The organism is Marinilabilia sp. (genome assembly GCF_016278715.1).
Taxonomy (GTDB): Bacteria; Bacteroidota; Bacteroidia; order Bacteroidales; family Marinilabiliaceae; genus Marinilabilia.
Genome location: NZ_JADQBH010000122.1, coordinates 1 through 22,281, shown reverse-complemented (window position 1 = coordinate 22,281; position 22,281 = coordinate 1). Strand labels below are relative to the sequence as shown.

Sequence of the window (22,281 nt, the reverse complement as noted above, 5' to 3'; positions counted from 1 at the left end):
CATATTCTTTTTATGACTCCTGATGGACACCGTTTCGACCAGAAAGAGGCCAATCGTCTTTCATTGAGTGGCAACATAATTATTCTCTGTGGTCACTACAAGGGAGTTGACCAGCGGGTGCGAGAGCATTTCATTACCGGCGAGATTTCGGTTGGCGATTTTGTGCTAAGTGGGGGAGAACTGGCCGCTGCCGTGGTGGTTGATGCCGTGGTGCGTGTTATTCCGGGCGTCATTGGCGACGAAACCTCAGCGCTTACCGATTCTTTTCAGGACAACCTGCTGGCTCCGCCGGTTTATACACGCCCTTCCAATTACAACGGATGGAAAGTGCCCGATGTTTTGTTGTCAGGAAACGACAAATTGATTGATGAATGGCGCGAACAACAAGCTTACGAGCGCACACGAAAGTTACGCCCCGATTTGCTGGACGATTGAAGCATAGGGCATAGGGCATGGGGCAAAGTGACTTTTCATGGTGGATTAGCCCCGGCAGGGGTGACACCTTCTGCCTTTATTTTTTAGTCCTATTTCAAACAAATTTCCTTATACACACAATATTCACAATTTTTCTCATGCTCGGTTTGGCGGAAAGGAATTTTCTCATCAAACAACTCATCGAGTAATTTTCCCAAACCATCCTGGTACTCCTCCTTTGCCAGCGCAAGGGTTATGGGCGTTTTTTGCTGTCTGCCTTCCTGCAAGTATAGAGAAGTGTCGGTGTCGGTAAACAGTTTGCGCATCCACACTACGCCGGGCTGGATTTGTTCAGGCGCGATCCCGTTGTTTTCCACCATCAGGGCATATAGTAATGTCTGAAAGGTGGCCTTGATTTTTGAGTGTTTGGTGGTGTCAAACAGGTCTTCAAAGTTTGCAATTTTGTTTTCTCCCTGCCCTGTTTTATAGTCAATGACGCGGGTAATGCTATTTTTTTCGTCCAGCCGGTCAATGTTTCCTCCCAGCCTTATGGTTTTTCCCGAGGGAGTGCTGAATTCTATGTGCATGTTGGCTTCCAGTCCTTTTAGAGTAAAAGGGGAATCCTGTTTTTCGCTTTTGAAGAAACCCTTAAGGTAACGCATCAGTACTTCAAAAACCAGGCTGTTTTTCCCCTGTAAATCCACAAAAACACTTTTGTCCTGACGGATAAATGGCACATTATGGGCAAAAATGCTTTCCAGTGTTTTGGCAATCTTTTCGGGTTTGGCAATCTCGTCAATGATTTGGGGAGTCACCATTTTGTTGAGAAAAGGCTTGTACAGGGCCTCTACAGTTTGGTGAAAGAGATTTCCAAATATTCTGGGATCCAGTTCTTCTGAAATATTCTCCGGTTCTTTGGCCCCCACCAGATATTTGAAATAGAAACGCAAGGGACATTCAATATAAGTACTTAGAGCACTGGGCGAAAGGGCTCTTGCTCCATCCTGATAATAGACAGCCAATTGCTGCATCACTTCCGCATTCTTTTCCGAGAAAATTTGGGGAGCCATTTTGGTTCCGACGGTCTGGACGTAGGTGTCTTTTTGCACAACTCCGGGATACTCATAATAAAGCTGATGTAAAAAACGGCTCATTTCACCTGCCTGGCCCTTTGCATCGGAGGATGCCCATACCAGGGTGACATTTTTGGCCCGGTGAATCAGACGGTAAAAGTAGTAAGCAAAAATAGAGTCCTGATTATCGATGGTGGGCAGTCCGAAACCTTTACGCAGATTATATGGGACAAAGCTGTTTGGGGGGGCTGCGTGTGGAAATATTCCTTCGTTCATGCTTAATATCACCAGATTATCGAAGTCGAGCACCCGGGTTTCCAGAATCCCCATTACCTGAAGGCCACTCAGCGGTTCTCCACGGAATGGCACCGTCTGAAAATCGGCCAGCTTCCGGAACAGGCGGTGCCAGGTTTCGGGATTCACCTTCTCCGTCTGTGCAGCCAATATCTCCCCCAGACGTTTTATGGTGAGGTACAAATGGTAAACAAACTCTCGTTCAAGGGCTGTTTCAGGATTTTTTTTCAGGTGCTGATACACCGTTTGCAGAACCTCTTTAAGGTAATTGGTCAACTCTTGGGTGGTGCCGGTTTTCTCCAGGAGGCGGTAGGTAAATTCATTGGGAGGAATATTGCTCTTCTCAATGAATACCTGATTCCCGGCAATCAGTTTATTCACCAGCTGGCGCCCCTCATTGCCCAGAATCGTAGTTATGTACTGATGACGCAGCAATGCCAGTAAATGGCGGTGGTAAAACCAGGTTTTTCCTTGTCGGGTGGTGCGCATCGATTGTTGCAGTGTCATCAATGTTTCCACCAGTCCGTAGGCCGGGGTGTTTTTGAGGGGGTATCCCAAGGTAACATTAATCTTGTCCCATGTTTCGGGAATAGCATGAATGGCCGGCAACATCAAGGTTTCATCAGCCAGTACGAGTGCTGTTTTTGCGTGTGGGGCGTTTTCACCTGCCGGGGATTTTTCCGAGATTTTGGCGGTCACATTTTTCAGGAATTCCGCACCTATTTGCGATTGTCCCAGGTCATTGGCAGCCGTGGCGATGGTTATTTTTTCAGGGCCTGGGCTTTGGGGGTTATCCCAATCTGCAGGCATCGGATAATTAAAAATATTGGTTTTGATAAAACGGGCAGCCTCATGTTCACCTCTTATCAGGCCTTGTTCCGACGACTGGATTGGGGCTTCCATTATCCACTGGGGATAATCCCAGAAAAAGGAGGCAATGCCTTTAATTTTCAGGTAATTCAATAGTTTTTTTTCGCAATTACTTAACGCGTTTAGGCCAGCAAAAACAATGTGTTTGTATGGGATTTCATTCAGCGTTTTTTCCTGGATTTTTTGGGCTGTCAGTCGAAACATTTTTCCTTCGTAAGCTTCGTTATCCCTGTCGAGCCGTTCGTTGAAATGCCGGTACAGTTCAGGCATCTTTTCCCACACTTCCAGAAATGATTTCTGGAGCCGCGACAGTTTTTCGGGGTCAAAAGAACTCCAAAAAGTACGGATGGCTTCCACCTGGTCGTCGTCCAGGTGACTAAAATCATCATCCAGTGCTTTCTGGTCGGCCAGATTGCGAAATAATTGCTCGGGATCAGCAAGGTATTTGTCAATATCGTCAAAATCGGCCAGACACATCTCTCCCCAGGGTATGAAATCGTCCAGTGAAATCTCTTTGTCCATTACCTCCCTGTAAGAATCAAAAAGCTTGAAAATGAGACTTATGTTGTCGCTGACAGGGCGTTGTTCCAGCTTTCCGAACAGGTCATTGATGGTGATGATTTCGGGTGAAAAAATGGGCTTCGGGGTTTTATCGTTCAGGTACTGACGAAAAAAAACACCGGCCCTGCGACTGGGAAAAACAAAACAAAACTCAGATATATCTGTTAAATATTTTTGAAGATGGTAATCGGCTAGTTGTTCCAGAAAAAAACGCATATTGATTTTTTATGATAATAAGAAAAAAATGGGATAATGTTTTCAGATAAAACCCTAATTTTGGGTTCACCGCCATCAAAGATAAATGATTATTGGCTGATTTCCCTTGTCAATAATAAAATATATAACAGAAGGAAATTCGTTAATTTCGTTCCATTTTTTGGATAACTAAACTGGAATTTTCGAAACAATAAACGGTTTAGAAAAATTTTTTGGTAACACATAACCCGGACAGAACCGGGAAAATGCCATATAAACAGGAATTATGGACTCATTTTCGTTTGTCGGAAACAGCGACATTGAAGCGATAGAAAAACTTTACCAGGATTATCAAAAAGACCCTGACTCTGTGGATGCAGGAATGCGTGATTTTTTCAGAGGGTTCGATTTTGCCCGGATGAAATACGAAGAAGTGGTTCCCGGGCAGGTCAGTAAGGAATTTAATGTAATCAACCTAATTCATGGCTACCGGCAACGGGGACATCTTTTTACTGCTACCAATCCTGTTCGCTCCCGACGGAAGTATTTTCCGACCTTGGATGTGGAGACTTTCGGGCTTTCCGACGATGATTTGGATACAGTGTTTCAGGCTGGAAATGAAATCGGCCTGGGCCCAGTTGCGTTAAAAGATATTATTGAGCATTTAAAACAAACCTATTGTGGATCTGTGGGGGTTGAGTACCTCTATATCCGTCATCCAGAAATGGTGTCATGGCTAAAGAAGAGGATGGAAGAGGTGCGCAACACCCCCGCATTCACAAAGGAAAAAAAACTGAGAATTTTTAACAGGCTCAAGGAGGCTGTCGGATTTGAGAGTTTTATTCATCGTAAATTTGTCGGTCAAAAACGTTTCTCTCTTGAAGGGGGAGAGGTACTGATTCCCGGTCTTGATGCGTTGGTGGAAAAAGGGGCTGAACTGGGCATCCGGGAAGTGATGATTGGAATGGCACACCGGGGAAGGTTAAATGTTTTGAGCAACATTCTTAAAAAGCCTGCTCGTGATATTTTTAATGAATTTAATGGAGACCAATACGATGACAGTATTTCCCTGGGTGACGTAAAATACCATCTGGGTTACGATAATTATGTGGATACCCTCTCAGGAAATTCAGTTAAAGTAAATTTACTGCCCAACCCGTCGCATCTGGAAGCGGTTACTCCTGTTGTCGAGGGACTTACTCGTTCCCGGGCCGAACATGCCTATAACCGTGATTTTAATAAAGTTATCCCGGTGATTATTCACGGTGATTCAGCCATTGCCGGTCAGGGCGTGGTTTACGAAGTGGTGCAGATGGCCCGGCTTAGTGGTTATTCCACCGGTGGATCTATTCATATTGTTATCAACAACCAGGTGGGCTTTACAACTAATTATCTTGATGCCCGTTCCAGTACTTACAGTACCGATGTGGGAAAAGTGACACGGAGTCCGGTTTTTCATGTCAACGGCGATGATGCGGAAGCTATTGTCTATGCCTTGGAACTTGCAGTTGAGTATCGCCAGACTTTCCATGCGGATGTGTTTCTGGACATTCTTTCGTATCGCAAACACGGTCACAACGAGGGAGATGAACCACGTTTTACGCAGCCTACCCTTTACAAAGCTATTGCTTCTCACCCCAATCCACAGGATATTTATGCTCAAAAGCTTCAGAAAGAGAAAGTTCTTAGCAAGAAGGATATTGCAAAGCTCCAAAAGGAGTATAACGAAGAATTGGAAGCAGGGTTGTCTGAATCACAAAAAACAGATGTGGTTCATATTCGGCATTTCCTGAAGGATTTGTGGAGTGAATATCGGTATTCCGAAGACAGGGATTTTAAGAAATCTCCCGATACCGGTGTCAACAAGGATGTTTTGCTCCATTTGGCCGGGAAAATCAATGAATTGCCCGAAGAGTTCAAGTTTTTCCGAAAACTGGAGAAACTGGTGGAAGATCGTAAAAAAATGGTGTCGGAAGACCGGCTGGACTGGGCATTGGGCGAACAACTGGCTTATGCATCCCTGCTAAATGAGGGGCACCCGGTAAGGATTAGTGGTCAGGATTCGGTGCGGGGAACGTTTGCTCACCGTCACGCCGGTTTTACTCTTGAAGATATGGCTGAATCCTATTTCCCGTTGCAGCATCTTTCTGATGATCAGCCGTCGTTTAATATCTACAACTCGCCGCTTAACGAATACGGTGTTCTGGGTTTTGAATATGGGTTTTCATTGGGCATTCCTAATGGTTTGACAGTCTGGGAAGCACAGTTTGGTGACTTTTTCAATGTTGGGCAGGTGGTGATGGATCAGTTTGTGAGTTCTGCCGAGGAAAAGTGGGGCCTGATGAATGGACTAGTGATGTTGCTCCCTCATGGTTTTGAGGGCCAGGGACCTGAACATTCCAGCGCACGTATCGAACGTTTTTTAAATCAGTCTGCCAATAACAATATGCAGGTTCTGAACTGTACAACCCCGGCCAACTTTTTTCACGCGCTCAGAAGGCAAATCAAGAGAGACTTCCGTATTCCTTTGGTTGTTTTTACACCCAAAAGCCTGTTGAGACATCCCAGGTGTGTTTCCAAAATGGATGATATGGCTTCGGGGGCTTTTAAAGAAGTAATTGACGATGAAAATACAGATCGGGATGCCGTAAAACGCCTCGTCTTTTGCTCAGGGAAGATTTATTACGATTTACTTGCCCGCAAGGAGGAACTTAACGCCCGGGATGTTGCCCTCATCAGGGTAGAACAGTTGCACCCTTTTCCTAAAAAACAGATTCATGAAGTGGTTAAACGATATCCTAAGGCATTGTTAAATCTTTGGGTCCAGGAAGAGCCTGAAAACATGGGGCCCTGGTATTATGTTGAGAATCAGATTCCAGAACTGAAGCTTGTTCCGGTGGCCCGTTTGGCTAGTGCCAGTCCTGCTACCGGACTTAATGGACTGCATGTGGTTGGACAAAAAGAAATCATCGGAAAAGTGTTTAAAAAGTGCCATTGTGAGCTTAAAAATGATTACTGCGGATTGCAGTGTGTTGAAGGAAAATCCCGTGCTGAGATTCTCAAACAACACAAATATTTTGAATCTCCCCAGCGCTTTTCTATATAAGAAACCGGAAAAATAATCGCGAGTCGATAATAATGAAAACTTGAAATTTTAAGAATATTTGGCCCGTTTCGGGGTTATATCTTGTTTCTTGTGTTGAACGGAGTCTGAAGGACCACTGAAAATGATAATCGAATTTAATCAAAAAACATATGATTGACGTTAAAATACCAAGTCCGGGAGAATCTATTTCCGAAGTGGAACTGGCCACATGGCTGATTTCTGATGGTGACCTGGTGCATAAAGATCAGGATTTGGCAGAGATTGAATCTGACAAAGCTACTCTGATGCTTAATGCTCCTCAAAGCGGAAAAATTTCAATTCAAGTGGAAGCGGGCACTACTGTTTCGGTGGGAGAGGTGGCTTGCCGCATTGATACTTCGGTGGAGGTGCCTGATGAGGTTGAAGAAGTTGATGTGGATGAGGTCGAAAACACCGAAGAGGAAGACAAAGAAAAGGCTGCCGACACTTCAGAACCCGAAAAGGTTACTTCCAAAAAAGAACCCGATGCGGGAAAAAACAAGGAGGTGGAAAATGAGAAAGTTCGTTCCACTCCACTGGCACGTGAAAAAATGAAAGCGGCAGGGTTGTCGGTGGATGATATCGTTGCCGGGCTAAAAAAGTTATCTGTTTCGGATGTGGATGCCGTAATAGAGGGTGTGTCATCAAAAACTGAAGTTTCTCAAAACAGGGAGATTGATCGCAGCGAGAAGCGGGAGAAGATGAGCCAGCTTCGCCGAAAACTGAGTCAGCGACTGGTGAGTGTGAAGAACGAAACCGCCATGCTTACCACTTTTAACGAGGTGGATATGTCGGCCGTTATGAAAACCCGAAAGGGGTATCAGGAACAGTTTGTGGATAAACACGGGGTGAAACTGGGATTTATGTCCTTTTTCATGAAAGCCTCTGCTCTTGCACTAAAGCTCAGACCCCGGGTAAATAGTATGCTGGACAAGGAAGAGGTTGTTACGCCACAATACGTGGATATTTCGGTGGCGGTACAGACGCCTAAAGGGTTGATGGTTCCGGTAATCAGAAATGTGGATAAGCTATCTCTGGCCGATATCGAAAAAGAACTGAAAAAACTGGCTGAAAAAGCACGTTCGGGAAAGATTTCCCTTGAAGAGATGAGTGGAGGAACCTTTACCATCACCAATGGAGGAGTATTTGGCTCTATGCTTTCCACCCCGCTGATTAATCCGCCTCAGTCGGCTATACTGGGAATGCACAATATTGTTGAACGCCCCGTGGCGGTAAACGGAAAAGTTGAAGTCAGGCCTGTGATGTATATCGCTTTGAGTTACGACCATCGACTGATTGATGGCAAGGACTCGGTGGGGTTCCTCATGGATGTTAAGAAAATGTTGGAAAAACCTGAAGCATTCCTTTCTGCCGGGAACGATCCCCTAAAAGCAATTTTGGAATTATAAATGAAACGAGCATGGCAAGGATTGCCTCAAATGAACATTGCTGTAGTTAAAAATAGCGAGTAAATCATTAGAAAAATGAAAAAGAGTTGTTACTAAAATGTTGAATCATTGGAGTAATAATGCTGAGGGTCAATCCAAATTAGAATAGAAATTTCTATGGATATTGTATTAATATTGTCAGTGAATGAAATAAACCGGAGCCAAGAACATGTATAAATTCTTGCATGCGAGTTTCATCCGACTTTGATAAATAAATTTTAAACGGATGAAAAAAGGCTGTCCAAAAAACGAATTCTCCTGTCATTCTGAGGAGGAACGACGAAGAATCTATTGCTGAAAAACGGGTCTGTATTAAATCAACAGATACGGTTATCAGAGATTCTTCGCGCGCTCAGAATGACAGAAATATTAGGCTTGATTGTCTTCATTGTTTTAATGAAAAATTCTTCGAAAACTCGGAATGACATTAAGCGGAGTGTGATTCTGCCAGGAGTTTTTTGTGTGGCAAAACGGCAGAACTGGACTACTACTGGTTTCGGTTTTTACCGGATTCGATTCAGCGACCTGACAAGCGCTTCATCCTTTCCAATATTCCTCAGCGCCAGGTACGTTAATATAATGGCAATTAGTGGCATAACAAGTGGCCAGTTGAAGGAAACCTCTGTAGCCCCCAATTCGTTGGCGCCACTTTGGGCCAGATAGTAAATCATTCCCGACAATCCCAGCTGAAGTCCCATATTTATTGCGCACAAACGAATCTGAATCAATCGTTTTTTGAAAAGAAAAATGGTAATCAATGATATAGCTGTGGTCATTATGGTTAGTATGGACAAAGCCCATCCGGGTATCATCATTTCCATAGAGCCATCTGCGTTAACCTGAAAAATACCCTGCCAGTTGAGCCGGTAAAGTTCTTCCATATCAGCCATTTCGGCCATGCTAAAAAAGAACAGACTTCCGGTAAGAATACCGGCTATCAGGAGGTAAATGCTTTGAATACGTTGTATCATGGAATTGCTGTTTTTTTGCAAAAGTAAAAATATTTGCGTTAACATTGGTTTGCAGGAGAGGTATCGGTTTTATTTTTCAATTATTTTTTCTTATTTTGAGGTTACCGGAAATATCCGATTGTAGGTGTTTAGGGGTTAATAGAATGAACCCTTAACACATAAAGGGCATTGTTTTAAACAGATAACGTATGAGCAGAATAGAAGAATCAGAATTAATAATAAATTCGGACGGATCGGTCTTTCACTTACATATTAAACCTGGCGACCTGGCCCCCAATATCATTCTGGTAGGCGATCCCGGACGTGTGGAAACGGTGGCCGGTTTTTTTGATGAGATTGACCACCGGAGTGCCAACCGTGAGTTTGTTTCCCGCACCGGAACCTATAAAGAAACGCCAGTCACTGTTTTATCCACGGGTATCGGTACAGATAATATTGATATTGTTCTCAACGAACTGGATGCTCTTGTGAACATCGATTTCGAAAGTCGGACCATTAAGAAGGAAAAAACCTCCCTTAATATTGTTCGCATAGGAACTTCCGGATCGCTGCAGAAAGATTTGCCGGTTGACAGTTGGTTACTAAGCCAAAAAGCCATCGGGTTTGACGGATTACTTAATTTTTATGATGGTTGTGAAGGAATTTGTAATCTTGATTTTGAGCAAAAACTTATAGATGCCACCGGATGGTCGAATCGTCTCACCAGGCCTTATGTGGTGGATGCTTCCGACGAACTGTTCAACCTTTTGTACGACAAAAATGTTCACAAAGGAGTGACCATTTCGGCACCTGGGTTTTACGGGCCACAGGGAAGGGTTCTTCGGCTTTCACTGAGGGATCCGGAGATAAATGATAAATTGTCTGGTTTTAGCTACGGAGATGAACGGATCACCAATTATGAGATGGAATGTTCGGCAATTTACGGGCTTTCAAAATTAATGGGTCACAAAGCAGCTACTGTCTGTGCAATTATTGCCAATAGACAGGCAGGTGCATACAGTAAAGATTACAAACCCGTTATTAAGTCACTGATTCAGTTCGTGCTGGATCGAATATGTTAATAAGGCTTTTGGGCGTATGGAAACCAATAAAATAAAGGCATTAATAATTTTACTGGACGATCCGAGTGAGGAGATTTTCAGTACAGTAGAAGGCGAATTGATGAAAGCCGAGGTTGAGATTGTGCCTGAGTTGGAGAAAGCCTGGGAAGAGCATCCCGATGGAATTTTTCAGCACAGAATTGAAAATATCATTCATTCATTGCAGTTCAGGGATGTGAAAAAGCGTTTTCGCTCCTGGGTGGCATTCGATGGTGAAGATTTGCTTACCGGGGCTTGGCTGGTAGCTCGTTATCAGTATCCCGAGCTCACTTTTGAAGAGATGGATGAAACCATCAATAAGCTGCGGAAAGATGTTTGGCTTGAGTTGAATGAGCATCTTACGGCTCTTGAAAAGGTGCGAATTTTAAATCACATTCTTTTTGATGTTCATGGTTTTTCCCGTAACAACAGCAACTTTCTTTCTCCTCAAAATTCGTTTATTTGCGATGTGTTGGATACACGCAAGGGAAATCCCATTTCGCTCTCTGTTATTTATTCCACTATAGCTAATAGACTGGGACTTCCGATTTACGGAGTTAATTTGCCCAAAAATTTTATTCTGGCTTATCTGGATGCTCCTGATTCCCCTTTGAAGAAATCCTCGGGGGATAAATCCTCGGTTCTTTTTTACATCAATCCCATAAATAAAGGTGCTGTCCTCGGGCGCAAGGAAATAGAGCATTTTATTAAACAGCAAAAATTGGAGGCACATAATTCCTATTTTGAACCCTGTAGCAATCTGGCCATTATTCGCAGGGTGCTGAACAACCTGGTTTTAGCCTACGAACATACCGGGCAGCTTGTGAAGATAGAGGAAATAAGGGAATTGATGGCCATTATGGATGAGGATTCAAACCCATCCAGGGACTAAAACGGATTACTAAAAACTAATATAAATGATAAACAAAGTTTTTGAAGGACTCTACCCGGAAAAGCTCTGGGAATATTTTGATGAAATCTGTCAGATTCCCCGGCCCTCTAAAAACGAAGAAAAAATTGTGGCGTGGTTGCTTGCTTTTGCAGAAAAACACAATCTGGAGGCGAAAAGAGATAAAATTGGGAATGTGGTAATCTCGAAGCCCGCAACTCCCGGTATGGGAAATAAGAAAACCGTGGTATTACAATCGCATGTGGATATGGTGGGGGAGAAGAACAACGATAAAAAGCACGATTTCTTCCAAGATCCGATTGTTGCGGTTCGTGATGGAGAGTGGATAAAGGCTGATGGGACTACCCTGGGGGCCGACGATGGTATGGGGATGGCGGCTCAGCTGGCACTGCTGACTGCCGATGATGTACCGCATCCTGCTCTTGAATGTCTTTTTACGGTGGATGAGGAAACCGGGCTCTCCGGCGCCTTTAATATTGAAGAGGGTTTCTTCGACGGCAGAACACTTATCAACCTGGACTCGGAAGATGAAGGGGAGCTTTTTATCGGATGCGCGGGAGGAATTGATACTATTGCTCATTTTACGCCTGTTTTTGAGGAAACTCCCGGAGGTCATACTGCTATTGAAATTGTTGTGACAGGATTGAAAGGTGGACATTCCGGCGACGATATTCACAAGGGGCTCGGCAATGCAAATAAAATATTGGTGCGCTATATGTGGCAGATGGCCCGGGAATATGATTTTAAAGTGGCCCGTTTGGAAGGGGGGAATTTGAGAAACGCCATTGCCCGGGAAGCCTCAGCTTTAGGCGTTGTGCCATCCAGGTACAAAGAAGAAGCAAGAGTAGTATTAAATATGCTTACGCACGAGGTGGAGCAGGAATTAAGGCATACCGATCCCGCTGTGAAACTGCGCTTGGGTTCGACTGACCTGCCGGAAAAAGTCTTTTCTTCCGGTTTTCAGCAGAAGCTGCTGAACTCCTTATATGCTTGTCCACACGGCGTGATGGAGTGGAGCAAAGAAATTGACGGACTTGTGGAAACTACCACCAACCTGGCTTCGGTAAAAATGATGGATGATGAGATTTTAGTGACTACCAGCCAGCGGAGTTCGGTGGAAAGTGCCCGCAACGATTTAGCGAATATGGTTGAAAGTGTTTTTCAGCTGGGAGGTGCCCGCGTAGAGCACTCTGATGGTTATCCCGGATGGGAACCGGACATGGAGTCACCGATATTGGAGGTTGCTGTTTCTACTTACGAAAAACTCTTCGGATCCAAACCCGATGTGAAAGCCATCCATGCAGGACTGGAGTGCGGCTTATTTCTTCAGAAATACCCCGATATGGATATGATCTCTATCGGGCCAACCATTAAGGGGGCACATTCTCCCGATGAAAGAGTAAATATAGAGACGGTCCGAAAATATTGGGATCATCTGCTACTTATGCTAAAATCGTAACCTTAAATTATGAAAGAGGTCTGAATTGCTCAAATTTAGGCCTCTTTCCTTTTTTGTTGATGTCTTTTATCAAGAGATCCTTGGCTGAACAAGACGAACATCCGCCTCCACAGGCCCTTCCATTATCAGAAAAAACGGCTTTCCAAAAAGAATAAAAAGTATAGGCAAATGCTGCACTTACAACTATTCCTGTCAAAATTTCCTGTATCATACTAATCCTTTCTTCAATCGTTCAACACTAACTCAAAACTCCCCGCGCTTACCCCATAACCCCCTGAAGGGGAACCGGCCAACCCACAACTCAAAACCTGAAATAGGGGATTAGGCAAGTAGGCAATTAGGGATTAGAGGTCAAAACCCTGAACTCAAAATCCCGAACCCCAAATGTGTTTCAAAGTCCTCCTTGAGGGGGTTTTTGGGCCCCCAAATTCAAAACAACTGTCCCCCCTGATAAACAATCAGTGACAAAAAATAGGCCAATCCGGTGGTGTAGAATATGGTAAAAAGGGCCCACTTCCACGAACCAGCTTCTTTTTTGATTGCTGCTATAACGGCAACACACGGGAAATAGACTAAGATAAATATCAGAAAGGAGATAGCCGAAAGGGTCGTAAACACCGGCCTCCCGTCTGGGTATTTATCTTTTCGGATTTGCTCTATCAACTGGGCATTTCCACTGGGCTCGGCCCCATCAGTTTGATACAAAACAGCCATGGTACTTACAACGATTTCCTTGGCTGCGACTCCGCTGAGCAGACTGACACCCATTTTCCAGTCAAAACCAAGGGGCTCAATCGCCGGTTCAATGCTTTTGCCTAAACGTCCGATATAGCTGCCTTCGTGGCGAACCTTCTCCTGAACATGGTCAAGCTCTTCCAGCTTTTTCTGTTGCTCGTTTTCTATTTTCTCTGCCAGTTCAGAATCGGCATGTCTTTTCAGTTCTGAGTATTTCTCAACCAAATCTTGTTTTTGGGTTTCAATGGCCTGGGTTTGTTCATTTGCCCGGGGGTAATAGCCTAAAAACCAAATAATTATTGATGCAACCATGATAACTCCACCCATTTTTTTCAGGTACTGACTCCCTTTGAACCACATGTGTCGGGTGGTACTCTTCAGCGTGGGAAGCCGGTATGGCGGTAATTCCATCACAAACGGCGTGTCGGATTTTTTAAACAGAAACCGCTTAAAAATGCGGGCAACGATAACCGCCAGGGCGATTCCTGTTCCGTAAAGCAGAAACAGGACTGTTCCCGGGTGTTCCGGGAAAAAAGCTCCTATCAGCAGTATATAAACCGGTAAACGGGCACTACACGACATGAAAGGGTTGATGAGTATGGTAAGCAACCGGTTGTTCCGATCTTCAATTGTACGGGTGGCCATGATGGCAGGCACATTACACCCAAATCCCATAATCAGGGGGATAAAGGATTTTCCATGCAGGCCTATTTTGTGCATCACCTTATCCATAATAAAGGCGGCCCGCGCCATATATCCCGTATCTTCCATAAAGGAGATAAAGAAAAACAAAATCAGAATATTGGGAAGAAACACGATTACTCCACCTACTCCTCCGATGATGCCGTCCACGATGAGGTCAGTAAATGGGCCGGGAGACAGTATGCCGGATGTCCACTGCGACAGCATGGCTACGCCCTCTTCAATCCAGCCCATGGGATATTCTCCCAAACGAAAGGTAGCTTGAAACATCAGCCAGATAAAGAAGAAGAAAAAGGGAAAGCCAAAAAGTCTGTTTGTCAGAACAGAATCTATAATATCGGTTTTCTGACGCCTTTGCTGTGGGTTTTCTTTGTAAGTTTCTTTCATGGCTCCTGCAATGAAGCCATATCGGGCATCGGTAATCACTGTTTCGGTATCTTCCTGAAAGATTTCTTCCAGTTTTGTAATCTGCTTTTCCGACAATTCTGTTATGGAAGATAACTCACCAAGAATCATTTGGTCTCTGAATACCTGGTCTTTTTCCAATAGTTTTATGGCCAGAAACCGGGGAGATACTTTACTGTTTATTTCGGCAAAGTCAGCGGCAATCTGCTCTATATTCTCTATGGCTTTTTCAATATTATCGCCATAATTGATTTTTACTCTTCTCGCTGTCTCTGTTTTGTCCTCATAAACATCGACCACTGTTTTAAATAACTCTTCTATCCCGGTTCCCTTGGAGCCAACTGTTGGAACAAAAGGAATACCAAGCATTGTGCCCAAGTGGTTGTAGTCCAGCTTGTCTCCCTTTTTCTGAAGGTCGTCAAACATATTCAGCGCTACTACCGTACGGACATCCATATCAATCAACTGGGAGGTGAGGTAGAGGTTTCTTTCCAGGTTGGAGGCATCCACCACATTGATGATGATATCAGGCATTTCCTGACTAATGTGTTCCCGAACAAATACCTCCTCCGGACTATAAGCGGAAAGTGAATAGGTGCCAGGGAGGTCGGATACTTTCAGTGTGTAGTCTTTGTAATGAAAATTTCCGGTTTTAATATCGATGGTAACACCACTATAGTTCCCCACATGCTCGTTGGCGCCACTCGCCTGATTGAAAATGGTGGTTTTGCCGCAGTTGGGATTGCCGACCAGGGCTACGTTGATGGTTTTACGCTTTTCGGTGGCACTTCGTGAAAGCAAATCATCGCTGATGGTACCATTGAATTCTCTGGTTTCCATCTCTTCGGCCTCCCTATGGGAAACAACTTCAATCAATCGGGCTTCACTTCGTCGCAGAGAAACCTTGTAGTCCATTATTTTATATTCAATCGGATCTTTCAGAGGAGCATTCTTTATGACGGTCACTTTTTTGCCTCTTACAAAACCCATTTCAATAATGCGTTTCCTAAAGGCTCCATGTCCCTTCACTTTTACAATAACTCCTTCCTGCCCGTTCGATAACTCTGATAGATTCATATATGGAAAACGTTCTTAAAAACTTTGCCCTGATTACCTTTAAAAACAAGGTTTAATCAGCATTGGTTGAATTTATTAGTCCTGATGCTTTTCCCTTATTTAAAATTTCTCAAAAATAGCAAAAGGTATTTTACTCAACAATCCCAACTATTAGGGATTTTTAATCCTGAACCAAAAGGTTTTTTGTTTTCACTTTTGTGGTGCAGATGGAAGTAATCTGCCATCGGTGACTAAATTATTGTGTGATACAAAGTTTTATGATGGCAGTATTACGATGAAATCTAATTTTAATATTGGTCAAAGTTTGGTTGCGAGTGTTTTTTTTGTACAAAATGGCAGTTAGTATCAACAGGTGGCGACAGGATGTCAGTCGGAGAGACCAAAACATTTAAGGTAACCTTTTAGTTATACTTATGGTAAGATTATTGAGGGGTTAAAAAAAAAGGGAGGATTCATGGATTTTTCAGGGACATTTGAAGATTTTCAGAAAGTAGTCCGAGAAAACGGTGGGGACATTCAGATAATGGAGCGTGAGGTTGGTCTTGACACTCAGATGGCTTACATGCGAATGTCAAAGGAGATCAAGAATAATCTTGTACCCAATATTGTTATGGCCGGACAGTTTGAATTGTGGGACGATTCTTCCAGGCAAAGCAAAAGAAAAAAGCTTGCTGCTATTGCTTCTCTTGGACGACCGGAGGCTATACGCATTCTTCAGAGTTATCAGGAAACTCCTGATAACGGACTGGAAGATTGGACCTACCTTGCTTTGCAGGAGTGCAAACTGATTTTTCAGGCTTCCATGCTTGACCATCCCCCAATGTTTATTTCTACGGGGCTTGGCGGACGTGGTCAACAGCTTCGTTTTTTTGGCGCTTTTTTCTCTGAAGATGGGCTGCCTCTTGAAACAACCAGACAAAAAGTCATCTCCGGTGAGATTGAATATATGTTTGATAAGTTTGGAGGAAAATTGGAATTTTTAGCTTTCTCCGGTCAATTCGTCACTTTTTGGGGATTGGTCCCTATTGATGTTTCGCTCAACGAAAAGGTTCAGGCAGTAATCGATGAGTCCAATTTATTGGGAGCCGGATTACGAAAAGATTTTATCCTGACAAATGTTAAGAAGCTTACATATAATGAATTGGGAGATATTCTTGAAAAAATAAAAACCGGCAAAATGACTAATGGAGAGAGCAGCGGAGAACCTATTTAGTCACTTGAATCATGTTCAGCCATTATTACAGACATAAAAAAACGAGTCCGAAATTAATTCCGGACTCGTTTTTTTTGTAAGATAAAATGACCCTCTATTTACTGAGGTCTTCAAAATCAACATTGGTGTATTCGGCTGTAGAAAGGCTGTCGGCAGTCTCCTGCTCTTCATTCTTTGGACCCTCCTCGGTATAAACACCTTGTTCGTCCTGGATGAAATCAATCACCTCTTTCAGACCCACTGCAAATTTCTCAAAGTCTTCCTTGTAAAGGAATAGTTTGTGTTTTTCGAAACGAAAGCGTCCGTCTTCCTCAAAGCGCTTCTTGCTTTCGGTAATGGTCAGGTAGTAATCATTTTTCCGCGTGGCCTTTACATCAAAAAAATAGGTACGCTTTCCCGCTCTTACCGCTTTTGAAAAGATGTCGTCCCGGTCATTTCTCTTTTTGTCAAAATCATCTTTTTTGTCAAATCCTTCCATCTTAAAATAATTTTTTTGAGTAAGAAAACATTGTGTTTCTTCTGGTCAAAAATGGCAATAATTTTTTGAAATAACCAAAAATTGTTTACAAAATTATTCTAAAATTTAAACTCTTTAACGGAGAATTGTCCGATTGTTCAATTTTTTGAGGTTTTTTTGTAAAACTACTTCGGATGAAAAAGCTTTTTTGCGATTTATTACTCTCTGAAATTGTGGAGTATAGGCACACTTTTGTGACCTTTTTTTTTTTAATGCCATTACGATCTTGTGCAAAATAAAAAAAGACCTACTTTTGTGGATGAAAATTATCTGAAGTAACAAAAGTTCTTTAACGAATGCTTAGTAGAAGACTGCTCCGAGTGAAAGTGATGCAAACGGTTTACGGTCATTTCAGGGGGGGTGAATCCACCATCCAACAAACTGAAAAGGAACTGTTTCATAGTATTTCAAAATCTCATGAACTTTACCATCTCTTACTGTTGTTGATTCTTGATGTGCGCGACTATGCGGAAAGACGCATCGAGAACGGACTCAACAAAAAAAGACCTGCTTTCGAAGATTTACACCCCAATAAAAAGTTTATCAACAACCGGGTGATTCTTCAGTTAAGAGACAATAAGCAATTACTCAATTATATTGATGCCACGGGTCTTTCCTGGAATAATAATGAGCAATACATTAAAGATGTGTTTTTACTCATTATTGAGTCCGACTTGTACAAGCGTTACATGGAAAGCGAAGAAGACAATTATGAAGCCGACAGGAAATTCCTTGCCAAGCTTTTTGAAAAAGTAATTGGTCAGTATCTTCCGCTTTATGCTTTGTTCGAAGAACAGAGTATTTTCTGGAACGATGAGGCTGAGTTTGTTGTGAGTATTGTGGTTAAAACACTTAAAGAATTTGAAGAAGAAAAAGGCGAAACCCAACCTCTTCAACGTGAATTTAAGGACGAAGAAGACAGAGAGTTTGTCAAAACACTTTTTCGAAAAGCGGTGATAAACAATACTGATTATCAGGGTCTGATAAAAAAGTTTTCCCGAAACTGGGAGCTGGATCGCGTTGCTTATCTAGATATTGTGTTGATGCAAATTGCTATCGCAGAGGTCGTTGAATTTCCCAAAATCCCGGTGAAAGTAACACTCAACGAGTATATCGAGATCGCCAAACATTACTCAACGCCCAAGAGTGGCAACTTTATTAATGGTATTCTCGATAAAATTATCAACCATCTAAAAACAGAAGAGCATTTGATTAAAATAGGAGACAATGATGAGGGGAATACGGATTAATCATGTTTTTTCAGTATTAGTTCTATTATTATTGATAGCCGGATGTAATTTTGCCAGTAAGTCCGATGAGTCTGAGGAGGAAGATGATTTTACTGCTGATTCCTTTGGCGGAGCCCCAACTTTTGAGGTGGTAGAACACGATTTTGGAAACCTTGACTCAGGTGAAGAAGTGGGAGCCCGGTTTGGATATAATAATTCCGGAGACGGACTTTTATTGATTGAAAGGGTTGCCACCGGATGTGGATGTACTGTTGCCGAATATTCCGAAAAACCAATAAAAAAAGGTGAGGAAGGGTTTGTCGAGGTTATTTTTGATAGTCGCGGTAAACGAGGCGCCCAGTTTCAGGAAATTCGTGTTTATTTTCGGAACCATAAAAAGCCTGTCCGATTGTCAATAATTGCTGAAGTCGGCAAAAAATAATTATATTGCAACATTGTTTATTTGAGTCTGATTTGAGTTTAGGCTTAATCAGGTAAGAATTAGTTTAGAACCAAAATTTAATAATATTATGATGAGTTTGTTTTTACAAGCAGCAAGTGGAGAAGGTAATTCGGGTATGCTTATGCAATTATTACCTTTTCTTTTGATTATTGTGGTGTTTTATTTCTTTATGATTCGCCCACAAGTGAAAAGACAAAAAGAATTGAGAAAATATCGTGAAAGCCTCAAAAAAGGTGATAAGGTTGTAACGACCGGCGGTATTTATGGAAAAGTGACTGAGGTAAAAGAGAGTCACGTGGTAATTGAAATTGCCAACGATGTAAATATTAAGGTTGACAAAGCCGGTATCATTATGGATATGTCTGATGCTGCCAAGAAGTAGTAGCCCGGATAGAGGTTTTTGAAAATATTGTTTTATAAGAGGTCAATGGTTATTTTTGTCAATCATTGGCCTTTTTTTGGAGTTAGGGATTGTTGTTTGATTCTTCGAGTTGAGAAGATGTCTTTTTGAACAGCGGGTTTTCAATTCTTCATCCCGGTATCCTGCAAAGGGCTTACAAATTTAAAACTTGTCTGTATGTCTTGGAGCGGCTTTTTTTATTATCTTCAAAATCTATGGGTTAACCTGAGGGATTGGTTAGACCGGGTTAGGCAGGATAGAAATGTAATTATTTTTCTTGCCTTCTTGGTTATTTCTACGGGTTTTTGGTTTTTAAATGCGCTGCGAAAAGATTATACGGCTACTTTAACTTATCCGGTTCGGTTTGAGAATCTTCCGGAAGACAAAATGCTTCCCGATGAGTTAAAAAGTAAAATCTTGTTGAAAGTGCGTGCCGGAGGATTTGTTATTCTCAGATATCAACTCAGTAATACTTTTCTTCCGCTTACTTTTGATGTGTCGGAAATGAAACCCTGGTCGTCAGATGATGAAAAGGGTGTTTACACTGTAACTAAGGATGGTCATAATCGTATTGTAGCTCAATTATCTCAGGGTATGGAGCTAATTGATATTGAGCCAGATACTTTGTTTGTTCCTCTTTGGGAAAGAGGAACTGCCAGGGTTCCCGTGAAAGTGGAGACTCAGTTTACTTTCGAAAAGCAGTTTTTGCAGGCTGGGCCCGTACTTTTAAGGCCGGATTCTGTCGAAATCTACGGACCCAGGAAAATCATAGATACACTTGGGTATATTGAAGCGCGTCCGCTAATGTTCGAAAATCTTGCCGATACGGTATCTACAATGGTAAACCTTGACTTTCCCCCACAGATTAAGAGTTCTGTTAAAAGAGTGGCAGCAATGATTCCCGTGGAGCCGTTTACCGAATTAAATGTTAGCGTTCCGCTCCGAATTAACGGTCTTCCTGATAGCCTGAGAATAAAAACCTTTCCCTCCGAAATACAGATCTCATTTCGTGTAGGAATCAGTAAGTACGAAAAAATTGATCGAAATATGTTTCGTGCAGTGGTCGATCTGGATCAGGTCTTTAATGAGGAACGGCCCGACCGGTTGAAAGTACGCATGGAAAGAGTTCCCGAACATGTGGAGTCATTAAATTTCTCGCCCATATTTGTGGAATATTTGCTTGAAAAAAAACGATGAGGTTTTGATGAAAGTTGGTGTTACGGGAGGCATTGGCAGCGGTAAAACCACCGTTTGTCGTATATTTGAATCTTTGGGTATACCGGTTTATTATGCCGATGTGCGTGCTAAAGATCTTGTGTTAGAAGAACCTCTGCTTAAAACAGGATATATAAAATTGTTTGGCAAAAATGTTTTTTCCAACAACGGACGGTTGAACCGGCAATTGGTGGCTGGGAATATCTTTAACGACCGCATGCTTTTGAAGGAAGTAAACAAGCTGGTGCACCCTTTTGTAAGAAGGGATTTTGAAAAATGGTGTCAAAAACAAACAGCACCTTATGTAATTGAAGAAGCAGCGGTTCTGATCGAAAGCGAAGGGTACAAATTTGTTGATAATGTTGTATTGGTTACAGCCCCTGATGAAATCAGAATCGAAAGGGTTATGACCCGCGACCAACATTCCAGAGAAAAAGTGATGGAAAGAATTAACAATCAGTGGAAACAGGAAAAGTTACGGGAATTTAGCGATTTTGAGGTTAGAGCTGATGATGTTCAGTTGGTAATACCACAAGTTTTAGAAATACACAAAGAATTGTTGAAGTAATGGGATTTATAGGTTCATTGTTAGGTTTTGGTTTAGGATGGTGGGTTTTTGGCCCGGTTGGTGCATTAATCGGAATGTTTTTAGGCAGCCAAGCCGAAGCAGTCACTGTCGATGGTCAACGGACACATGGAATGAGTGGCGGAACGGCCCGTGATGGTTTTGTGGTTTCGTTGCTGGTGCTTATGGCAGCAGTCATGAAAGCCGATGGAAAAGTCCTGCGGTCAGAGTTGGATTATGTAAAGGTTTATTTGCGCAATATGCTGGGAGCAGAAAAAGCCAAAGACGCTCTTAATGTTTTGCGTGACCTTATGAAGAAGGAAATACCGCTTTCGGATGTTTGTCACCAGGTTCGGGTAAATGTGGGATATGATAGCCGGGTGCAACTTTTACACCTTTTATTTGGTCTGGCTAAAGCCGATGGCCAACTCAACAGTGTGGAAGTTCAGATGATTCAAAGAATTTCCGGATTATTGGGGGTTTCTCCATCCGATTATCAGGCAGTTCTTAATATGTTTTACGATAACCTTGAGGCAGCCTACAAAGTATTGGAGGTTTCTTCTTCAGCTCCAGATGAGGAGGTGAAAAAGGCTTACCGCAAAATGGCATTGAGGTTTCATCCTGATAAAGTAAGTCATTTGGGACCTGAATTTCAGAAGTCCGCCAATGACAAGTTTGCCAAAGTGAATGACGCATACAACAAAATAAAAAAGGAGAGAGATATGAATTGATAGTCTCGGCTCTTTGACATCTTAATGTTTGTATTATTTTTGCAGCCTAAATTTAAATCTGAAGGAACATGTTGAAAGGAATTCTTGCAATTTCAGGGAAGCCCGGGCTTTTCAAAATGATTACGAATGCGAAAAACAGCATTATCGTAGAATCGCTTATTGACGGGAAAAGAATACCGGCTTATGCCACCTCGAAAATCAGTTCTCTTGAAGATATTTCTATCTTTACACTTGATGGGGATGCCAAGCTCGCTGATGTGTTTGTGAATGTTTTTGAGAAAAACCTGGAGGTTGATCCTAAAAAAGCTTCATCTAACGAGCTCAAAAAAGCTTTTAAAGAGGCGTTGCCCGATTATGATGAGGAAAGAGTATATGTTTCAGACATCAAAAAGGTGTTTGCCTGGTACAATATACTTAAAGACAAGGAGATTATAACTGCTGATGCTATTGAAGAATATAAGAAGAGCCAGGAAGAGGAGAATACAGAAGAGAACACAGAGAAGAATAACGACTAGAAATTTTTCATTCTGATTAACTGAATGTTATATTTATGTTCAGTTTTTATTGTTCTTTTTTTTTGGAAAAGCGGGAAACAATGCGTTATCTTTGCAGCCGCTTTGCAAGAGAGACC

At 42.5% G+C, this 22,281-nt stretch carries 18 protein-coding genes and 1 pseudogene; 14 read left to right on the top strand and 5 right to left on the bottom strand.

Going from position 1 to position 22,281, the window contains the following annotated elements; translation table 11 throughout:
• Positions 1-435: pseudogene (locus tag QZZ43_RS07530) on the top strand (tRNA (guanosine(37)-N1)-methyltransferase TrmD); the annotation flags it as partial.
• A gap of 89 nt (positions 436-524) precedes the next feature.
• On the opposite strand, the gene QZZ43_RS07525 reads toward QZZ43_RS07530, so the two are convergent.
• Positions 525-3,428 carry a PD-(D/E)XK nuclease family protein gene (locus QZZ43_RS07525; protein WP_291857576.1) on the bottom strand — a complete coding sequence of 968 codons (2,904 nt, stop codon included), beginning with the start codon at positions 3,426-3,428 and terminating at the stop codon, positions 525-527.
• 265 nt (positions 3,429-3,693) lie between these two features.
• On the opposite strand from QZZ43_RS07525, the gene QZZ43_RS07520 reads away from it, so the two are divergent.
• Together QZZ43_RS07520 and odhB are read left to right on the top strand one after the other, a co-directional pair.
• Positions 3,694-6,513 carry a 2-oxoglutarate dehydrogenase E1 component gene (locus tag QZZ43_RS07520; protein WP_291857575.1) on the top strand — a complete coding sequence of 940 codons (2,820 nt, stop codon included), beginning with the start codon at positions 3,694-3,696 and terminating at the stop codon, positions 6,511-6,513.
• A gap of 149 nt (positions 6,514-6,662) precedes the next feature.
• A complete protein-coding gene (gene odhB / locus QZZ43_RS07515) occupies positions 6,663-7,940 on the top strand; it encodes a 2-oxoglutarate dehydrogenase complex dihydrolipoyllysine-residue succinyltransferase (RefSeq protein WP_291857574.1) in 1,278 nt (425 codons plus the stop codon).
• A gap of 542 nt (positions 7,941-8,482) precedes the next feature.
• Here odhB and QZZ43_RS07510 read toward each other — a convergent pair.
• Positions 8,483-8,950: a DUF4293 domain-containing protein gene (locus tag QZZ43_RS07510; protein ID WP_291857573.1), complete on the bottom strand. Its 468-nt coding sequence runs from the start codon at positions 8,948-8,950 to the stop codon at positions 8,483-8,485.
• A gap of 188 nt (positions 8,951-9,138) precedes the next feature.
• Here QZZ43_RS07510 and QZZ43_RS07505 point away from each other — a divergent pair, with 188 nt between their 5' ends.
• From QZZ43_RS07505 to QZZ43_RS07495, 3 genes are read left to right on the top strand one after another with little or no spacing between them, the layout of a single operon-like run.
• The gene (locus tag QZZ43_RS07505; RefSeq protein ID WP_291857572.1) at positions 9,139-10,011 is read left to right on the top strand and encodes a nucleoside phosphorylase; all 873 of its coding nucleotides are present in this window, start codon (positions 9,139-9,141) and stop codon (positions 10,009-10,011) included.
• 16 nt (positions 10,012-10,027) lie between these two features.
• A complete protein-coding gene (locus QZZ43_RS07500; RefSeq protein WP_291857571.1) occupies positions 10,028-10,921 on the top strand; it encodes a transglutaminase-like domain-containing protein in 894 nt (297 codons plus the stop codon).
• 25 nt (positions 10,922-10,946) lie between these two features.
• Positions 10,947-12,398 (top strand): aminoacyl-histidine dipeptidase, encoded by a 1,452-nt coding sequence (locus tag QZZ43_RS07495; protein WP_291857570.1) that lies wholly within the window; start codon positions 10,947-10,949, stop codon positions 12,396-12,398.
• 7 nt (positions 12,399-12,405) lie between these two features.
• Here QZZ43_RS07495 and QZZ43_RS07490 read toward each other — a convergent pair whose 3' ends face one another.
• Together QZZ43_RS07490 and feoB are read right to left on the bottom strand one after the other, a co-directional pair.
• The gene (locus QZZ43_RS07490; RefSeq protein WP_291857569.1) at positions 12,406-12,609 is read right to left on the bottom strand and encodes a FeoB-associated Cys-rich membrane protein; all 204 of its coding nucleotides are present in this window, start codon (positions 12,607-12,609) and stop codon (positions 12,406-12,408) included.
• A 218-nt stretch (positions 12,610-12,827) separates the two neighbouring features.
• Positions 12,828-15,317 (bottom strand): ferrous iron transport protein B, encoded by a 2,490-nt coding sequence (gene feoB / locus QZZ43_RS07485; RefSeq protein WP_291857568.1) that lies wholly within the window; start codon positions 15,315-15,317, stop codon positions 12,828-12,830.
• A gap of 454 nt (positions 15,318-15,771) precedes the next feature.
• Between feoB and QZZ43_RS07480 the strand changes: the two genes are divergently transcribed.
• Positions 15,772-16,530 (top strand): hypothetical protein, encoded by a 759-nt coding sequence (locus QZZ43_RS07480; RefSeq protein WP_291857567.1) that lies wholly within the window; start codon positions 15,772-15,774, stop codon positions 16,528-16,530.
• A 94-nt stretch (positions 16,531-16,624) separates the two neighbouring features.
• Here the strand turns inward: QZZ43_RS07480 and QZZ43_RS07475 are convergent, their stop codons facing one another.
• Entirely contained in the window at positions 16,625-17,008 is a 384-nt protein-coding gene (locus tag QZZ43_RS07475) for a DUF3276 family protein (protein WP_291857566.1), read from the bottom strand.
• 335 nt (positions 17,009-17,343) lie between these two features.
• Here QZZ43_RS07475 and nusB point away from each other — a divergent pair, with 335 nt between their 5' ends.
• The 7 genes from nusB to QZZ43_RS07440 all read left to right on the top strand — a co-directional run bounded on the left by nusB (position 17,344) and on the right by QZZ43_RS07440 (position 22,165).
• Positions 17,344-18,297, top strand: coding sequence for a transcription antitermination factor NusB (nusB, locus tag QZZ43_RS07470; protein WP_291857565.1), 954 nt, complete (start codon positions 17,344-17,346; stop codon positions 18,295-18,297).
• Complete coding sequence (locus tag QZZ43_RS07465) at positions 18,275-18,718, top strand: DUF1573 domain-containing protein (protein ID WP_291857564.1); 444 nt, start codon at positions 18,275-18,277, stop codon at positions 18,716-18,718. Before nusB ends, QZZ43_RS07465 begins: the two co-directional genes overlap by 23 nt.
• A gap of 88 nt (positions 18,719-18,806) precedes the next feature.
• A complete protein-coding gene (gene yajC, locus QZZ43_RS07460; RefSeq protein WP_291857563.1) occupies positions 18,807-19,121 on the top strand; it encodes a preprotein translocase subunit YajC in 315 nt (104 codons plus the stop codon).
• A gap of 195 nt (positions 19,122-19,316) precedes the next feature.
• Complete coding sequence (locus QZZ43_RS07455; RefSeq protein ID WP_291857562.1) at positions 19,317-20,336, top strand: YbbR-like domain-containing protein; 1,020 nt, start codon at positions 19,317-19,319, stop codon at positions 20,334-20,336.
• Between the two features lie 7 nt (positions 20,337-20,343).
• On the top strand, positions 20,344-20,922 hold the full coding sequence (gene coaE, locus QZZ43_RS07450; protein ID WP_291857577.1) for a dephospho-CoA kinase: 579 nt from the start codon (positions 20,344-20,346) through the stop codon (positions 20,920-20,922).
• The gene (locus tag QZZ43_RS07445) at positions 20,922-21,650 is read left to right on the top strand and encodes a TerB family tellurite resistance protein (protein ID WP_291857561.1); all 729 of its coding nucleotides are present in this window, start codon (positions 20,922-20,924) and stop codon (positions 21,648-21,650) included. Before coaE ends, QZZ43_RS07445 begins: the two co-directional genes overlap by 1 nt.
• Positions 21,651-21,718: 68 nt before the next feature.
• On the top strand, positions 21,719-22,165 hold the full coding sequence (locus tag QZZ43_RS07440; protein WP_291857559.1) for a DUF5606 domain-containing protein: 447 nt from the start codon (positions 21,719-21,721) through the stop codon (positions 22,163-22,165).
• Positions 22,166-22,281: the final 116 nt, after the last annotated feature.

Coding starts and splice junctions, on each gene's coding strand:
- QZZ43_RS07475 (WP_291857566.1), bottom strand. CDS start 17,008: ATGGAAGGATTTGACAAAAAAGATGATTTTGACAAAAAGAGAAATGAC.
- yajC (WP_291857563.1), top strand. CDS start 18,807: ATGATGAGTTTGTTTTTACAAGCAGCAAGTGGAGAAGGTAATTCGGGT.
- QZZ43_RS07500 (WP_291857571.1), top strand. CDS start 10,028: ATGGAAACCAATAAAATAAAGGCATTAATAATTTTACTGGACGATCCG.
- QZZ43_RS07495 (WP_291857570.1), top strand. CDS start 10,947: ATGATAAACAAAGTTTTTGAAGGACTCTACCCGGAAAAGCTCTGGGAA.
- QZZ43_RS07480 (WP_291857567.1), top strand. CDS start 15,772: ATGGATTTTTCAGGGACATTTGAAGATTTTCAGAAAGTAGTCCGAGAA.
- QZZ43_RS07505 (WP_291857572.1), top strand. CDS start 9,139: ATGAGCAGAATAGAAGAATCAGAATTAATAATAAATTCGGACGGATCG.
- coaE (WP_291857577.1), top strand. CDS start 20,344: ATGAAAGTTGGTGTTACGGGAGGCATTGGCAGCGGTAAAACCACCGTT.
- QZZ43_RS07455 (WP_291857562.1), top strand. CDS start 19,317: ATGTCTTGGAGCGGCTTTTTTTATTATCTTCAAAATCTATGGGTTAAC.
- QZZ43_RS07525 (WP_291857576.1), bottom strand. CDS start 3,428: ATGCGTTTTTTTCTGGAACAACTAGCCGATTACCATCTTCAAAAATAT.
- QZZ43_RS07445 (WP_291857561.1), top strand. CDS start 20,922: ATGGGATTTATAGGTTCATTGTTAGGTTTTGGTTTAGGATGGTGGGTT.
- feoB (WP_291857568.1), bottom strand. CDS start 15,317: ATGAATCTATCAGAGTTATCGAACGGGCAGGAAGGAGTTATTGTAAAA.
- QZZ43_RS07520 (WP_291857575.1), top strand. CDS start 3,694: ATGGACTCATTTTCGTTTGTCGGAAACAGCGACATTGAAGCGATAGAA.
- QZZ43_RS07490 (WP_291857569.1), bottom strand. CDS start 12,609: ATGATACAGGAAATTTTGACAGGAATAGTTGTAAGTGCAGCATTTGCC.
- QZZ43_RS07440 (WP_291857559.1), top strand. CDS start 21,719: ATGTTGAAAGGAATTCTTGCAATTTCAGGGAAGCCCGGGCTTTTCAAA.
- odhB (WP_291857574.1), top strand. CDS start 6,663: ATGATTGACGTTAAAATACCAAGTCCGGGAGAATCTATTTCCGAAGTG.
- QZZ43_RS07510 (WP_291857573.1), bottom strand. CDS start 8,950: ATGATACAACGTATTCAAAGCATTTACCTCCTGATAGCCGGTATTCTT.
- nusB (WP_291857565.1), top strand. CDS start 17,344: ATGCTTAGTAGAAGACTGCTCCGAGTGAAAGTGATGCAAACGGTTTAC.
- QZZ43_RS07465 (WP_291857564.1), top strand. CDS start 18,275: ATGATGAGGGGAATACGGATTAATCATGTTTTTTCAGTATTAGTTCTA.